The sequence below is a fragment of the Paraburkholderia sp. D1E genome (assembly GCF_052682275.1).
Map to the genome: position 1 here is coordinate 2,097,725 of NZ_JBQYMB010000001.1, position 15,410 is coordinate 2,113,134.

The window sequence follows — 15,410 nt, forward strand, 5'->3', positions numbered from 1 at the left end:
AAATTCGTGATTTCACTTATGAAATCGGAGGACAGAGTGGTCTGGAGGCGTTTTTTGTTAAATCAGGCACTTAGCGGCTCGCGTTCCGCATGGCCCATTCTTTGCGTTAATAGCCTTCGTTTTCACCGGTCACCGCATTGAAACCCTGAAAGACAAGCTCGCGCGCTGATTGCCGCACGAACGCAACCCCGCAGTTGGAGACGAAATTATGAGTGAAGCCGATAACAGCACGCCGAACGCAGGCGCCTTCAAGCCGAAGAAATCCGTCGCCCTGTCGGGCGTGACGGCGGGCAACACCGCGCTGTGCACGGTCGGCAAGACCGGCAACGATCTGCATTACCGCGGCTACGACATTCTCGACATCGCCGGCGCATGCGAATTCGAAGAGATCGCGTATCTGCTGGTCCATGAAAAGCTGCCGACGCAGGCTGAACTGACCGCCTACAAGATCAAGCTCAAGGCGTTGCGCGGCCTGCCCGCGAACGTCAAAGCCGCGCTGGAATGGATTCCGGCCGCCGCGCACCCGATGGACGTGATGCGCACAGGCGTCTCGGTGCTCGGCACCGTGCTGCCGGAGAAAGACGACCACAACCTGCCGGGCGCACGCGACATCGCCGACAAGCTGATGGCCTCGCTCGGTTCGATGCTGCTGTACTGGTACCACTACTCGCACAACGGCAAGCGCATCGAGGTCGAAACCGACGACGATTCGATCGGCGGCCACTTCCTGCATCTGCTGCACGGCGTGGAGCCGTCGAAGGCATGGGTCGACGCGATGCATGTGTCGCTGAACCTGTATGCCGAGCATGAATTCAATGCGTCGACCTTCACCGGCCGGGTGATCGCCGGTACGGGATCGGATATCTACTCGGCCATCACCGGGGCAATCGGCGCGCTGCGCGGCCCGAAGCACGGTGGCGCGAACGAAGTCGCGTTCGAGATCCAGTCGCGCTACCAGACGCCTGATGAGGCCGAAGCCGATATCCGTAAGCGCGTTGAAAACAAGGAAGTGGTGATCGGTTTCGGTCACCCGGTGTACACGATCTCCGACCCGCGCAACAAGGTCATCAAGGACATCGCGAAGAAGTTGTCGAAGGAAGCAGGCAACACCAAGCTGTTCAGCATCGCCGAGCGTCTTGAAACAGTGATGGCAGATGCGAAAAAGATGTTTCCAAATCTCGACTGGTTCAGCGCGGTGTCGTATCACATGATGGGTGTGCCGACGGCGATGTTCACGCCGCTGTTCGTGATCGCCCGCACGGCAGGCTGGAGCGCGCACATTATCGAGCAGCGGATCGACAACAAGATCATTCGTCCGAGCGCGAATTACACCGGTCCCGATGATCTGCCGTTCGTGCCGCTCGCCAAGCGCGTTTGAGCAAGTGCAAATAAGCGCACAGCCGCAAGCGTTTCTCCTCCATTGCGTCTCATGAGCGCGACGTAATGAAGTTTGGGCCTTGGCTCGCTGGAACCCCGAGCCAAGGCTGTTTTTCTGCAACGCGTGGTGCGGTGCTTATTGCGGCAGGTTGTGCGGTACGTGGTGCGGCGCATCAACGAAACACCCTGCAAGCCCGCGCGCTACCGCGAGCGCCCCCGCAAGCTAAACTACACAGACTGTTCGAGTGACACGCAAGGGAAGCGCCGCCTGAAAGAGGGGCCGTGGAATGTGAAGCACGGCTGCCGCCATCGTCCCCGGATCATAATTGTTTTGTCCCCTACGCCATGAATACTGCCAACCGCAAACGCCTTCCCGGCACTCAGCTGGATTTCTTCGACACGCGTGCCGCTATCGACGCGATTCAGCCCGGTGCCTATGACAAGCTGCCGTACACCTCGCGCGTGCTGGCCGAAAACCTCGTGCGCCGCTGCGATCCGGTGACGCTGATTGCATCGCTTAAACAGATCATTGAACGCAAGCGCGATCTGGACTTTCCGTGGTTCCCGGCGCGCGTGGTGTGCCATGACATTCTCGGCCAGACCGCTTTGGTCGACTTGGCCGGCCTGCGCGATGCGATCGCGGCGCAAGGCGGCGATCCCGCGATGGTCAACCCGGTCGTGCCGACGCAGTTGGTGGTGGATCACTCGCTCGCTGTCGAGTGCGGCGGTTTCGATCCGGACGCGTTTGCGAAGAACCGCGCAATCGAAGACCGCCGCAATGAAGACCGCTTTGATTTCATCAACTGGACCAAGCGCGCGTTCAAGAACGTCGACGTGATTCCGCCGGGCAACGGCATCCTGCATCAGATCAACCTGGAGCGCATGAGCCCGGTGGTGCAGGTGAAAGACGGCGTGGCCTTCCCCGATACGCTGGTCGGCACCGATTCGCATACGCCGATGGTGGATGCGCTCGGTGTGATCGCGATCGGCGTGGGCGGTCTTGAAGCGGAAAGCGTGATGCTGGGCCGCGCGTCTTATATGCGGCTGCCGGACATCATCGGTGTGGAGCTCACGGGCAAGCCGGTTGAAGGCATCACCGCGACCGACATCGTCCTCTCGCTGACCGAATTCCTGCGCAAAGAAAAAGTGGTTGGCGCGTACCTCGAGTTCTATGGCGAAGGCACGGCCAACCTGACGCTCGGCGATCGCGCGACCATTGCCAACATGGCGCCCGAATTCGGCGCGACGGCGGCGATGTTCTACATCGACGAGCAGACCATCAAGTACCTCAAGCTCACCGGCCGTGACGACGAACTCGTCAAGCTGGTCGAGACCTACGCGAAGGAAACCGGCCTGTGGGGCGATACGCTGAAGCACGCCGAGTATGAGCGCGTGTTGACGTTCGATCTGTCTACCGTGGTGCGCACGCTGGCGGGTCCGTCGAACCCGCATCGTCGTTTGCCGGTTTCCGAACTGGCTGCGCGCGGTATCAGCGGCAAGGTGGAGAACGAGCCGGGCCTGATGCCGGACGGCGCGGTGATCATCGCTGCGATCACGAGCTGCACGAACACCAATAACCCGCGCAATATGATCGCCGCGGGTTTGCTGGCGCGTAACGCGAATCAACGCGGATTGACCCGCAAGCCGTGGGCGAAAACCTCGCTCGCGCCGGGGTCGAAAGCGGTCACGCTGTATCTGGAGGAGGCGGGCCTGTTGCCGGAACTGGAGCAACTGGGCTTCGGCGTGGTCGCGTATGCGTGCACGTCGTGCAACGGCATGTCGGGTGCGTTGGATCCGGTAATCCAGAAGGAAATCGTCGATCGCGATCTGTATGCGACGGCTGTGCTGTCCGGTAACCGTAACTTCGACGGCCGTATCCATCCGTATGCGAAGCAGGCCTTCCTGGCTTCGCCGCCGCTGGTGGTGGCTTACGCGATTGCGGGCACGATTCGCTTCGATATCGAGAAGGATGTGCTTGGGATCGATGCTGACGGCAATGCCATCAGGTTGAAGGACATCTGGCCGTCGGATGAAGAGATCGACGCGATCGTTGCTTCGAGCGTGAAGCCGGAACAGTTCCGCAAAGTGTATGAGCCGATGTTCGCTGTCTCCGTCGATACCGGCGAGAAAGCGGATCCGCTGTACGACTGGCGGCCGATGAGCACGTATATCCGCCGTCCGCCGTATTGGGAAGGCGCGCTTGCCGGTGAGCGCACGCTGAAGGGCATGCGCCCGCTGGCTGTGCTGGGCGATAACATCACGACCGACCACCTGTCGCCGTCGAATGCGATTATGGCGAACAGTGCGTCGGGTGAGTATCTCGCCAAGATGGGTTTGCCGGAAGAGGACTTCAATTCTTACGCAACTCATCGCGGCGATCATCTGACCGCGCAACGCGCCACCTTCGCGAATCCGACGCTGAAGAATGAGATGGTGCTGGAAGACGGCCAGGTGAAGGCGGGTTCGTTGGCGCGCATCGAGCCTGAGGGTAAGGTGACGCGCATGTGGGAAGCGATTGAAACCTACATGGAGCGCAAGCAACCGCTGATCGTGATTGCCGGGGCCGACTACGGTCAGGGTTCGTCGCGAGACTGGGCAGCGAAGGGCGTGCGACTTGCCGGCGCGGAAGCGATTGTCGCTGAAGGGTTCGAGCGAATTCACCGCACGAATCTGGTGGGCATGGGGGTGCTGCCGCTGGAATTCAAACCTGGCGTGAATCGCCTTACGCTCGCTATCGACGGTACCGAAACCTTCGACGTGATCGGTGAACGCAAGCCGCGCGCTGACCTGACGCTCGTGATTCATCGCAAGAACGGTGAGCGTGTGGACGTGCCAGTGACGTGCCGGTTGGACACCGCGGAAGAGGTGTCGATCTACGAAGCCGGCGGTGTATTGCAACGCTTTGCGCAGGACTTTCTTGAATCGACGAAGGCGGCGGCTTAAGGTTTTTTAAACCCCCGACCTCATCAGGACACTACTTTTATGGCCCACAAACCTCAGATCAAGATTCCGGCGACGTACATGCGCGGCGGTACCAGCAAAGGCGTGTTCTTTCGGCGGCAGGATTTGCCGGAGGCGGCCCAGGTGCCGGGCGCTGCGCGCGACGCGTTGCTGATGCGTGTGATCGGCAGTCCGGACCCGTATGGCAAACAGATCGACGGCATGGGCGGCGCGACGTCGAGCACGAGCAAGACGGTCATCATCGCGAAGAGCAGCAAGCCGGATCATGATGTGGATTACCTGTTCGGGCAGGTTTCTATCGATAAGGCGTTTGTCGACTGGAGCGGCAATTGCGGGAATCTCTCGGCTGCGGTGGGGCCGTTTGCTATCAGCGCGGGGCTAGTCGATGCAAGCCGGATTCCGCGCAACGGTGTGGCGGTTGTGAGAATCTGGCAGGCGAATATCGGCAAGACGATCATCGGGCATGTGCCGATTACCGATGGCGCTGTGCAGGAAACCGGTGACTTTGAACTCGACGGTGTGACGTTTCCGGCTGCGGAGGTTCAGCTTGAGTTTATGAATCCGGCTGCCGAAGAAGAGGGTGCCGGCGGCGCGATGTTCCCCACGGGGAATCTGGTCGACGACCTCGAGGTGCCGGGTGTCGGCACGCTGAAGGCGACGATGATCAATGCCGGTATTCCGACCATCTTCGTGGACGCGGAATCGATCGGTTATAAGGGCACCGAACTACAGGACGCCATCAATAGCGACGACAAGGCGCTGGCGATGTTCGAGACCATTCGTGCGCATGGTGCGGTGCGTATGGGGCTCATCAAACACATCGATGAGATCGCGACGCGGCAGCATACGCCGAAGGTTGCGTTCGTCGCGAAGCCCGCCGACTACGTTGCGTCGAGCGGCAAGCGTGTTGCGGCGGGTGATGTCGATCTGCTGGTACGGGCGATGTCGATGGGTAAGCTGCATCACGCGATGATGGGGACGGCAGCAGTTGCGATTGGTACGGCGGCGGCGATTTCGGGAACGTTGGTGAATCTTGCCGCGGGCGGCGGCGCGCGGGATGCGGTGCGGTTTGGGCATCCTTCGGGGACGTTGCGCGTAGGCGCAGAGGCGCAGGAGGAAGGCGGGGCGTGGACGGTCACCAAGGCAATCATGAGCCGGAGCGCGCGGGTATTGATGGAAGGATGGGTGAGGGTGCCGGGGGAATGAGTTAGCAGTTGCCAGCCCGGCATCATTGCAACTAAGTATTCAGTTTAAAGCCCCCTTTGATGGGGGCGCTCGCGAGCTTAGTCGCTGCTGGCGCCGGCAGCGGCGCTAACCGGCGTATAGATCGCGAGTTTTAGCGCGGGATCGTCGTTCGCCTGAAACGTCGAGTACTCGTAGCGCTGCGTGCCACGCTGCGCATGCACGAACACTTTCTGCCCCGACACGCCGCTGCGCACGTCGTGCGTGCTCCACCACTTCGCGAACTCGCCGCTGTTTGCGCACAGGCGCTCCACCAGTGCGACGAACGCAGGGTCGCCCGCATGGAGATCGTGGCTTGCGCGAAACAGCGCGATCATGCGGTGTGCCTCGTCGGACCAGCTCGCAGCGAAGAGCCGCCGCGCTTCGGGCTCGATGAACATGTAGATCAGGATGTTGCGGTCCGCTTCGGCGAGGCGATTGAAGCCGAGCAGGTCCTCCGCGGCCGCATTCCATGCGAGGAGGTCCCAGCGCCGGCCGGTTACATAAGCTGGCAGGTCGAGGCTCGCGACGAGCCGCTCGATGGTGGGTGGCACGCTCTCCCGCACGAACGCGCGTGGTTCGTCGCGCCGCGCGAGCGCGCGCAGATGGGCTGCTTCGGCCTTGTCGAGCCGCAATGCCTGCGCAAGCGCATCAAGCGTCGACTCTGAAGGGCTGACAACGCGCCCCTGTTCCAGCCGCACGTACCAGTCGACGCCGATGCCCGCCAGTTCCGCGACCTCTTCGCGCCGCAGGCCGGGCGTACGGCGGCGGCGTCCGTCGTTCAGGCCTGCGGCATCCGGTGTCAGTTTCTTGCGCCGGGAGCGCAGAAAGTCGCCGAACTGGGTTCGAGTCGTGGCGGTCATCGGTTTTATTTCGTGCAGGGTGGTATCGGGCAATCCTGGGAGTGTGCCGGTCCTTGTTGCTAATTCTAAGCCTGCCAGAATCGTCCCGTCCCCCACACTCAACGGAAAAACCATGAAAGCTGCGATTCTGAAGACGCTCGGCATTCCGCTCGCGATCGAACCAATGTCGGATCCTTCAGCTGGCACCGGCGAGGTCATCGTGGATGTCGTCGCGACGCCGGTCTTGTCCTATGCACAAGAGGTGTTCAGCGGCGAGCGCCGCTATCCGGTCGAACTGCCGATCGTGCCCGGCTGCGGCGCCATCGGCCGCGTCAGGACGACTGGTCCGGACGCGACGCAACTGCAGCCGGGCGACTGGGTATTCTGCGATCCGACCGTGCGCTCGCGCGACGATGCGTTGATGCCCGACATCGTGCTGCAAGGCTGGAGTTCACGCGGCGAGGGTGGCAAGCTGCTGCAGCGCTATTTTCACGATGGCCCGTTTGCGGAGCGGTTACGGGTGCCGACTGAGAACGCGGTGCGCATCGGCGACATCGAGCCGGCCGAGGCCGCCCGCTGGTGCGCGCTCAACACGCTACTCGTACCGTATGGCGGGTTACTCGCGTCCGATCTGCGGGCGGGCGAGATCCTGCTCGTGAGCGGCGCGACCGGCAACTTCGGCAGCGCATGCGTCGCGGTGGCGCTTGCGATGGGCGCGCGGTGCGTGGTTGCGCCCGGCCGCAACGCAAAGGCGCTCGCGGATCTCAAGCGCCGCTTCGGCGAACGTGTGCGCACCGTTGCACTGACCGGCGACGAAGCCACGGATCGCGAACGCATGCAGCGGGCGGCACCTGGACCGATCGATTGCGTCATGGATTTGATGCCGCCGTCGGTGCCCGCGACCACGGTGCGTGCCGCAGTGATGGCGGTCCGCTCATATGGGCGCGTGGTGCTGATGGGTGGAGTCGGCATGCTGGGCGGTCCGGGACTCGAGCTGCCGTATCCGTGGCTCATGCGCAACGACATCACGCTACGCGGCAAGTGGATGTACCCGAAGGAAGCGGTGACGTTGATGACGGGTCTCATCCGCAGTGGGCTGCTGGACCTGGGGCATTTCGATGTGACGACTTTTGCGCTCGATGACGCGAATGAGGCGGTCGCGCATGCTGCGGAGAACGGCGGGCCGTTCAGGATGACCGTGATAACGCCATAGCCTCGACGTGCGGTGTCCCGGCAGCCGGCAATCCTTTGGCTTCCGTTGCTCAGGTGCTCAACGCTACAGCTCGCCGGGAAAGTAAGCAGCCCCTCAGCGGCCTTTCGATGTCATAGCCAACTCCTGATTGGGGGGGGCATACGCGTAAACGGTTGAACGCCAACGGAGATAGCAGATTCAAAACCTTCGAACTCCCGCCTCCCTTGAGTTTGACATAGGGTTCCTTGCGATCGCCAGATATTTGCAATTATAATCGTTGCAATTGCAATCGAACGGGCGAAGGCTGATTTTTGCCATCAAACCACCACAGGCATCGATATGATTTCAGGGCAGCTCCGCCCCCCCGCTTTTTCAAACGAAACACGCGGTGCGGCGCGTGCCTGTCTCGATGCGCTTGACGAGGCGGAGCGTCGCCAGGCGCGACATGCAACGTCTCCGTTTCGCGCGATTGCCGCTATCGCGGATAGCCTCCACGGCGACAGGCCGTTATCGGATCGAATCTCGATCGTAAGAGCGAACCTGCGGCAGCACGATTCGCATGAGGCACGCCTCGACGCGATGTCGGGATCAACGCTGCAGAGCGCATGGCCACTATGGTTTAAAAGCGATCGTCAGACATTCGAAAAACCGCTGCTGTATCTTTTCGGATCGGAAACGCTAGACAGACTGCGGATGTTGTCGTTTGAATCCGCCGGACGAGGCATTCTTTGCAACGATGCCGAAACGCGGCCGTCAATGTGGTGCAAGGGCGTGCAACCTGCGCTTCCGCTCTGGCTTGCGTCGCATCCGGATTGCACTCCGTACGACCCCGCCTCCGCCGCCGAAGCTCGCGCGATCTTACGATCAGCTTTGCAAGCACTCTACGTCGAGCATAAAGCCGGGTTCTACTATCTGGCGACGCATGATGATACTCATGTTGACGACGGGCCGTTGTGTCGTTCGGACGCGGAAGGCGCAATCAGCGGGATGTATCGGCTGCGTCTCAAGCCTGATGTGAACACGAATGGAAATAGCGAAACAACGCCGCAAGTTCGCTTATGCGGCGCAGGCATGGCACTACAGCAAGTGCTTCATGCGGCGAGCCTGCTCTCGCGGGATTGGGGGGTTGCGGCGGAAGTCTGGAGTTGCCCGAGCTACACACGTCTTGCCCGCGAAGGCCGCGCTGCCGCGCGCTGGAACATGCTTCATCCGCAATCGCCACCGCAACGGCCTCATATCGCTCGATGTCTGGGCGACAGCACGACCCCGGTGATCGCCGTAACCGGCTACGCGCAGCACATTGCTGAACAGATCGCCCCATTTGCGCCTGCGCGGTTCCTGGCACTCGGCGCCAAGCCGCTGCGCGGCACGGCGGGCGCAGATTTTCCTGGTGCGCAATGGATCACTGTGATCGCGCTAAAAGCGCTGGTCGACGACGGCGCGTTGTCTGCGCAAACGCTGGAAGCCGCGCTGCGGGCCTATACATTGATGTAGACGCGCGGCGCGCTTAATTGTCCGATGTCGATTCGCGCGCGGCCGCACCTGCCAGGTCGAGTGCTTGCGCGAACACCCGCCGTTCGTCCACATCGAACTGGGCAAGGAACAATTCGGCCACAGTGGATTCATAGACCTTCCACATTTTTTTGCGCAGCGCGCGTCCCTTGCTGGTAATCGACGCGTACGCAGCCCGCCCGTCCTCAGCGGATCGCGCGCGGGTGACGAGCCCTTCTTCCTCCAGGCGGTCAACCAGCCTCGTGAGGTTGTAGCGCTCGATGGCCAGCACATCCGCGAGTTCGTGCATCCGCCGCGTGCCGCCCGGGCCGCTTTCCAGTCCCCACAGCAGGTCATACCACGCATAGACGGGCAAACCGCCCTCGGCCAGCCGCCTCTCGACCTCCCGAATCATCAGGCGATGCGCGCGTACGAATGAGAACCACAGATCGGGTTCGTCTTTGGACATATCAGGAAACTCCACAAAGTAATTGCATTTGCAATTCTACTCTACGGCGATACAATGGGCCCCCTATACGATTGCAATTGCAATCGTATAGGGGGGATTTGCGCGAACACCTTCTTTCAGCAGTTTGTGCAACAGAATTACCCGCAACCTATTCCGGAGATGTGCCAATGAATTCCGTCGTTGAACCCGTCGATCTCGATCCGCAGGAAACACAAGAATGGCTGGAGGCGATGGAAGCGGTCGTTGCTGTGGAAGGACGTCCACGCGCCCATTACCTGATCGATCAGCTCGTCGACCGCGATGCGGCCCGACATGGCGATATGCATGGCCGCGTGACGAGCGCCTACGTCAATACCATCGGGCTCGAACGGCAACCGGCGTATCCCGGCGATTTGAGCCTTGAACGCCGTTTGAATGCCTATATTCGCTGGAATGCGATGGTCATGGTTTTGCGCGCCGGTAAGCATTCGAATGTCGGCGGCCACATCGCGACCTATGCGTCCGCTGCGGTGCTCTATGACGTCGGATTCGATCATTTCTTTCGCGGTCGCACGGAGCGCTTCGCTGGGGACCTGGTCTACATTCAGGGGCATTCCGCTCCCGGCATCTATGGTCGGGCCTATCTCGAAGGCCGCATTACGGAGGCGCAACTCGATAACTTCCGCCGCGAAGCAGGTCGCGACGGCCTTTCCTCCTATCCGCATCCGCGCTTGATGCCTGACTTCTGGCAGTTCCCGACGGTGTCCATGGGACTCGGACCGTTGACGGCCGCCTACCAGGCGCGCTTCATGCGTTACCTCGAATACCGTGGGCTAAAAGAGCATCAGGGCCGCAAGGTGTGGGCCTTTCTCGGTGACGGAGAAATGGACCAGCCGGAATCGCTCGCGGCGATTTCGCTCGGCGGCCGTGAGCGGCTCGACAACCTGATCTTCGTCGTCAACTGCAATCTGCAACGGCTCGACGGTCCGGTACGCGGCAATAGCAAGGTGATTCAGGAACTCGAAGGCACGTTTCGCGCGGCCGGCTGGAACGTCATCAAGGTCATCTGGGGAAGCGGTTGGGACACGCTGCTGCAACGCGACCACACGGGACTGCTTCGTCAGCGCATGATGGAATGCGTGGACGGCGACTATCAGACGTTCAAATCGCAAAATGGCGCTTATATTCGCGAGCATTTCTTCGGCAAGTGTCCCGAACTGCTCGAAATGGTTACCGACGTTTCCGACGACGACATCTGGAAACTCACGCGCGGCGGCCATGATCCGGAGAAGGTCCACGCGGCCTACGCACAGGCGATGCTAACCGAGGGCCGGCCAACCGTCGTCCTCGCCAAGACGGTCAAAGGCTTCGGCATGGGCGAGGCGGGCGAAGGCCAGAATATCAACCATCAGTTGAAGAAAATGAGCGCCGACGCAGTGCGCGCCTTTCGCGATCGATTCGCGCTGCCGGTCAGCGACGCACAACTCGACGAGATGCCGTACCTGAAACCAGAGCCGAATAGCGAGGAGGCACGCTATTTTGCGCAGTGCCGCGCACGGCTCGGCGGTTATGTTCCCGCACGCTTCACCGATGTCCCACAACTGCCCATTCCGCCACTCACGACGTTCGCCACCCAACTGAAAGACAGCGGTGAACGAGGTGCGTCCACTACCATGGCCTTCGTGCGTATCCTCAGCGCGCTGCTGAAAGCCCCGAGCCTTGGCAAACTGATTGTCCCCATCGTGCCGGACGAATCCCGCACCTTCGGGATGGAGGGACTGTTTCGTCAGATCGGCATTCATTCGCCTGTGGGGCAACTCTATACGCCGCAGGACGCGGGCCAGTTGAGTTACTACAGGGAGGCCACGGACGGTCAGATTTTGCAGGAGGGGATCAACGAATCCGGTGCGTTCGCGTCGTGGATTGCTGCCGGCACCGCGTACGCCAATCACGCGTTGCCGACAATCCCGTTCTATATTTTCTATTCGATGTTCGGTTTGCAGCGCATTGGCGATCTTGCCTGGGCAGCAGGCGACGCCCGCACGCGCGGGTTTCTGCTCGGCGCGACTTCCGGGCGTACCACGCTGATGGGCGAGGGCCTGCAACACGACGACGGCCACAGTCATGTGCTGTCGTCGGTGATACCTAATTGCGTGTCGTACGATCCAACTTTCTCCTATGAACTGGCGGTCATCATCCATGACGGCTTGCGCCGGATGTATGCGGCACAGGAAGACGTGTACTACTACATTACGTTGCTCAATGAGAACTACCCTCACCCGGGGTTGCCGCCGGATGCCGAGGCCGGCATTCTCAAGGGCCTGCACAGGCTGCCGGACGGAGCACCCAACGCAGCGCCGGACAAAGCCCGAGATGATGCAGAGCATCCCCACATACAATTAATGGGTAGCGGTGCGATTCTGCGCGAAGTGATCGCAGCAGGTGAACTCCTGAAGCAGGATTTTGCGGTTTCCAGCGAGATCTGGAGCGCCACGAGTCTGACCGAACTACGCCGCGATGGTCTCGCTGCCGAGCGGTGGAACACCTTGCATCCGGAAGACGAGCCGCGCATCCCGTACGTCCAGCAATGCCTGCGCGGCCGCCCGGGTCCGGTTGTCGTGACGACCGACTACATGAAGATTGTCGGCGACCAGATTCGCCCGTTCATCAACGACCGTCGATTCATTGCGCTAGGCACCGACGGATTTGGCCGCTCCGACACAAGGGAATCGCTGCGCACGTTTTTTGAAGTGGACCGACATTTTATCATGCTCGCTGCGCTGAAAGTGCTCGCGGATGAAGGCGCCGTTCCACGCCGGCGGGTCAGCGAGGCGATTGCGCGCTACGGCATCGATACCGAAAAGCTGGACCCTGCAACGGTTTAAGTAGCGGGAGAGGCTTTCGCCGGCCTCTCTTCACACTCTCTCATGTGGGGCACGCATCAATGCGTCTATTGAACATCGTATCTTCCCCCCGTGGTGCCGATTCAGTCTCGATCTCTATCGCCAATGCATTTCTCGACGCGTATCACCGCACATGCGCTTCTGTTGAAGTCGATACGCTGAATGTCTGGGAAGAAAACCTGCCTGACTTCGATAGCGAAGCAATTGGCGCAAAATATAAGGGGGTATCGAAAGAGCCATTGAACAGCGCCGAATTGTCGGTCTGGAATCGGATACAGTCGCTTGAAGAAATTTGATGGAGTTGCCCCATCCTCAACAACAGGCTCCCGACACCGATTGTTGACGATCCGGGCGCTGACATCGACCAGTATCAAACTGGCCGAACCTGAACATTGCCGGGTCCCCCGTTAATCCTCGATGCGGGCGGGGGGCCGAGGCGTGTGAGGAAGGCGGGGCGTGGACCATCACCAAAGCGATGATGAGCCGGAGCGCACGGGTATTGATGGAAGGATGGGTGAGGGTGCCGGGGGAATGAATTGAGGTCGGCCCGGCATTGAGGCATCGCTGCAACGATGTACCTGTACCGCTGATCACAGCGATGCCCTTCGCCCACGCCGCCATCGTTGCCCTGAGATGGCGAAAAACCAGCCAGCCGTAGCCCGCCCCTGAACTACCTGGCGGGCAAACGAACCTCGCCGTCCACCAGCAGTACGTGTTTATCTGCGGTGACGATGTATTGCACCTTCTGCGTTGCCGTCACGCTGCCATACGACTCGCCGTTCACGAAAACGGAGCCGTTCTTCAGTTCGACGGTGTCACTACCGACACGGGCCTTTCCCTGTGTCCCGATGAGCGTTGCTTCGCTTCGATCCGGCGTGGACGAGCTGCTGACGGACGTGCCTGTTTCTGCGGTACTTGAACTGCACGACGTCTGGCAGCCGGCGACGGTTGATGCAACAAGCATGGCCATGATGATGGAGATTCCTTTCATCGCGTGGTCCTTTCCTGAATGACACCTCATCCTACTATCTGAATCTGGGCGCTGCCTGACGCCATTGGCGCTCACGGCTTCCGGCCGAGCTCATCGGCGGCACGTCCTCGTCAGCGAAAACGGGAGTTGGCCAGCCCTCGATTGTCCTCGCTGGCAGCGCCAAGGTCGCAACCGAGGGTTTCACAGGATGAAACTTTCGCGCGTATCCGCCGATAACTCGGGCACAAACCACTGGGACGCCGATTAGTCCACCGGCGCCACCCGGCGCGCCCATTCACGTGCCGCTTTGCACGACAGCCCTGCGCGATTTTCATTCGTTTGCAAGAGGACCCAGTATGCACAAACTCAGTTTTACGCAGAAGCTGTGGCTACCGCTGATCATCAGCCTCGTCGCGTTGCTCGCAGTCTCGGTGTCGGCAGCGTGGCAGTCGCGTGAGACGCGCATCGAGGAACGCAAGCACGATCTCACGAACGTCGCGCACGTCGGGCTCAGCATCGTGACGGAGTATGCGGCGCTGGCGCAAAGCGGCGCGCTGCCGGAGGCGGAGGCCCGCAAGCAGGCGCTCGCGCGCCTGCGCGGCATCCGCTATGGCGAAGACGGCTACTTCCTCGTGATCAACTCGAAACCGCAGATGGTGATGCATCCGATCAAGCCGGCACTCGAAGGTAAGGATCTCGCGGGCAGCGCCGATGCCGACGGCCGTCACCATTACGTGACGTTCGCGTCGGTCGCACAGGCGCCGGACGGCGGCTTCGTCGACTATGTGTTCCCGCATTCGGGCGCGGCGCCGGCGCAGGCGGTCGGCAAGATCGGCTACGTGGTGCGCTATGCGCCATGGGACTGGATCATTGCGACCGGCGCCTACGTCGACGACATCGACGCTGCATTCATGGCGTCGCTGTGGCTGATCGGCGCGATCTTCGTGGCTGTGTCGATGGTACTCGTGACGCTCGTCGCAGTGACGAACCGAAGCATCGCGCGCACGGTTGGCGGTGATCCGGCCTACGCGGCGAACGTGGCGAATGCAATTGCATCGGGCGATCTGACGGTGGCGATCCGCACGCGCGAGGGCGACACGTCGAGCCTGCTGCATGTGATGCAGCGGATGCGCGACGCGCTGACAGACACCATCTGCCAGATCAAGCACGCGTCCGACAACGTCGCGTGCGGCGCGAACGAGATCGCAAACGGCAATGCGGACCTGTCGTCGCGCACGGAGAGCCAGGCGGCGTCGTTGCAGGAAACGGCGTCGAGCATGGAGCAGATGACGGCGATGGTCCGCCAGACTGCGGACAACGCGCGCACCGCGAGCGAGCTTGCGGCCGGCGCCGCGAATATCGCGAACCGCGGCGGCGACATGATCACGCAGGCGGTCGCGGCGATGAAGAACATCTCGAGTGAATCGGGCCGCATGGTCGAGATCATCGCAACGATTGAGGGCATCGCGTTCCAGACCAACATCCTCGCGCTGAATGCGGCGGTCGAAGCGGCGCGCGCGGGCGAGCAGGGCCGCGGCTTCGCGGTCGTCGCGAGCGAGGTGCGCAGCCTCGCGCAGCGTAGTGCGACCGCGGCGAAGGAAATCCGCGCGTTGATCAGCCATGCGGTGAGCAGCGTCGGCAGCGGCGCGACGCTGGTCGAAAATACCGGCTCGACGATCGACGAAGCGCGCGACGCGATCATGCGTGTGACCGGCGTCGTACAGGAAATAGCGTCGGCGGCAGCGGAGCAGAGCGCCGGCATCGACCAGGTGAATCTCGCGGTCACACAGATGGACAGCATGACGCAGCAGAACGCGGCACTTGTCGAGCAGGCGGCGGCCGCGGCGCAGTCGCTGAAGGAGCAGGCGATGAGCCTGCAACGCGCGGCCGCGGCTTTCCACGTGGAAGACGCCGACGCTAGCGGTAGCGCACGGTTCGCGCCGGCTTCGACTTCGGCACCGCGCCGCGCCGCGTTCGCGTAAGGGCTGGCGCCGCGAGGAATTAC

At 61.5% G+C, this 15,410-nt stretch carries 11 protein-coding genes; 8 read left to right on the forward strand and 3 right to left on the reverse strand.

Annotated elements, in window-relative coordinates:
* Positions 1 to 208 precede the first annotated feature (208 nt).
* From prpC to prpF, 3 genes are all read left to right on the forward strand, one after another.
* Positions 209 to 1,378, forward strand: a complete 1,170-nt coding sequence (gene prpC, locus ACUN0E_RS09585; RefSeq protein ID WP_445566422.1) for a bifunctional 2-methylcitrate synthase/citrate synthase — start codon at positions 209 to 211, stop codon at positions 1,376 to 1,378.
* A gap of 344 nt (positions 1,379 to 1,722) precedes the next feature.
* Complete coding sequence (gene acnD, locus ACUN0E_RS09590) at positions 1,723 to 4,320, forward strand: Fe/S-dependent 2-methylisocitrate dehydratase AcnD (protein WP_408387989.1); 2,598 nt, start codon at positions 1,723 to 1,725, stop codon at positions 4,318 to 4,320.
* Between the two features lie 39 nt (positions 4,321 to 4,359).
* Entirely contained in the window at positions 4,360 to 5,544 is a 1,185-nt protein-coding gene (gene prpF / locus ACUN0E_RS09595) for a 2-methylaconitate cis-trans isomerase PrpF (RefSeq protein WP_445566423.1), read from the forward strand.
* Between the two features lie 77 nt (positions 5,545 to 5,621).
* On the opposite strand, the gene ACUN0E_RS09600 is transcribed toward prpF, so the two are convergent.
* Positions 5,622 to 6,422: a helix-turn-helix transcriptional regulator gene (locus ACUN0E_RS09600; RefSeq protein ID WP_445566424.1), complete on the reverse strand. Its 801-nt coding sequence runs from the start codon at positions 6,420 to 6,422 to the stop codon at positions 5,622 to 5,624.
* A 112-nt stretch (positions 6,423 to 6,534) separates the two neighbouring features.
* Here ACUN0E_RS09600 and ACUN0E_RS09605 point away from each other — a divergent pair, with 112 nt between their 5' ends.
* Complete coding sequence (locus tag ACUN0E_RS09605) at positions 6,535 to 7,614, forward strand: alcohol dehydrogenase catalytic domain-containing protein (protein ID WP_445566425.1); 1,080 nt, start codon at positions 6,535 to 6,537, stop codon at positions 7,612 to 7,614.
* A gap of 966 nt (positions 7,615 to 8,580) precedes the next feature.
* Entirely contained in the window at positions 8,581 to 9,087 is a 507-nt protein-coding gene (locus ACUN0E_RS09610) for a transketolase-like TK C-terminal-containing protein (RefSeq protein WP_408228069.1), read from the forward strand.
* 13 nt (positions 9,088 to 9,100) lie between these two features.
* Here ACUN0E_RS09610 and ACUN0E_RS09615 read toward each other — a convergent pair whose 3' ends face one another.
* Positions 9,101 to 9,553, reverse strand: a complete 453-nt coding sequence (locus ACUN0E_RS09615; protein WP_408227563.1) for a MarR family winged helix-turn-helix transcriptional regulator — start codon at positions 9,551 to 9,553, stop codon at positions 9,101 to 9,103.
* A 167-nt stretch (positions 9,554 to 9,720) separates the two neighbouring features.
* Here ACUN0E_RS09615 and aceE point away from each other — a divergent pair, with 167 nt between their 5' ends.
* Positions 9,721 to 12,417 carry a pyruvate dehydrogenase (acetyl-transferring), homodimeric type gene (gene aceE / locus ACUN0E_RS09620; protein ID WP_445566426.1) on the forward strand — a complete coding sequence of 899 codons (2,697 nt, stop codon included), beginning with the start codon at positions 9,721 to 9,723 and terminating at the stop codon, positions 12,415 to 12,417.
* A 59-nt stretch (positions 12,418 to 12,476) separates the two neighbouring features.
* Complete coding sequence (locus tag ACUN0E_RS09625; protein ID WP_445566427.1) at positions 12,477 to 12,731, forward strand: NAD(P)H-dependent oxidoreductase; 255 nt, start codon at positions 12,477 to 12,479, stop codon at positions 12,729 to 12,731.
* A gap of 374 nt (positions 12,732 to 13,105) precedes the next feature.
* Here ACUN0E_RS09625 and ACUN0E_RS09630 read toward each other — a convergent pair whose 3' ends face one another.
* Positions 13,106 to 13,426 (reverse strand): hypothetical protein, encoded by a 321-nt coding sequence (locus tag ACUN0E_RS09630; RefSeq protein ID WP_445566428.1) that lies wholly within the window; start codon positions 13,424 to 13,426, stop codon positions 13,106 to 13,108.
* Between the two features lie 335 nt (positions 13,427 to 13,761).
* On the opposite strand from ACUN0E_RS09630, the gene ACUN0E_RS09635 reads away from it, so the two are divergent.
* Complete coding sequence (locus ACUN0E_RS09635) at positions 13,762 to 15,387, forward strand: methyl-accepting chemotaxis protein (RefSeq protein WP_445566429.1); 1,626 nt, start codon at positions 13,762 to 13,764, stop codon at positions 15,385 to 15,387.
* Positions 15,388 to 15,410: the final 23 nt, after the last annotated feature.

What these genes read in the sequence shown, in the direction of transcription:
- prpC (WP_445566422.1), top strand. Translation starts at nt 209, where the DNA reads ATGAGTGAAGCCGATAACAGCACGCCGAACGCAGGCGCCTTCAAGCCG.
- acnD (WP_408387989.1), top strand. Translation starts at nt 1,723, where the DNA reads ATGAATACTGCCAACCGCAAACGCCTTCCCGGCACTCAGCTGGATTTC.
- prpF (WP_445566423.1), top strand. Translation starts at nt 4,360, where the DNA reads ATGGCCCACAAACCTCAGATCAAGATTCCGGCGACGTACATGCGCGGC.
- ACUN0E_RS09600 (WP_445566424.1), bottom strand. Translation starts at nt 6,422, where the DNA reads ATGACCGCCACGACTCGAACCCAGTTCGGCGACTTTCTGCGCTCCCGG.
- ACUN0E_RS09605 (WP_445566425.1), top strand. Translation starts at nt 6,535, where the DNA reads ATGAAAGCTGCGATTCTGAAGACGCTCGGCATTCCGCTCGCGATCGAA.
- ACUN0E_RS09610 (WP_408228069.1), top strand. Translation starts at nt 8,581, where the DNA reads ATGTATCGGCTGCGTCTCAAGCCTGATGTGAACACGAATGGAAATAGC.
- ACUN0E_RS09615 (WP_408227563.1), bottom strand. Translation starts at nt 9,553, where the DNA reads ATGTCCAAAGACGAACCCGATCTGTGGTTCTCATTCGTACGCGCGCAT.
- aceE (WP_445566426.1), top strand. Translation starts at nt 9,721, where the DNA reads ATGAATTCCGTCGTTGAACCCGTCGATCTCGATCCGCAGGAAACACAA.
- ACUN0E_RS09625 (WP_445566427.1), top strand. Translation starts at nt 12,477, where the DNA reads ATGCGTCTATTGAACATCGTATCTTCCCCCCGTGGTGCCGATTCAGTC.
- ACUN0E_RS09630 (WP_445566428.1), bottom strand. Translation starts at nt 13,426, where the DNA reads ATGAAAGGAATCTCCATCATCATGGCCATGCTTGTTGCATCAACCGTC.
- ACUN0E_RS09635 (WP_445566429.1), top strand. Translation starts at nt 13,762, where the DNA reads ATGCACAAACTCAGTTTTACGCAGAAGCTGTGGCTACCGCTGATCATC.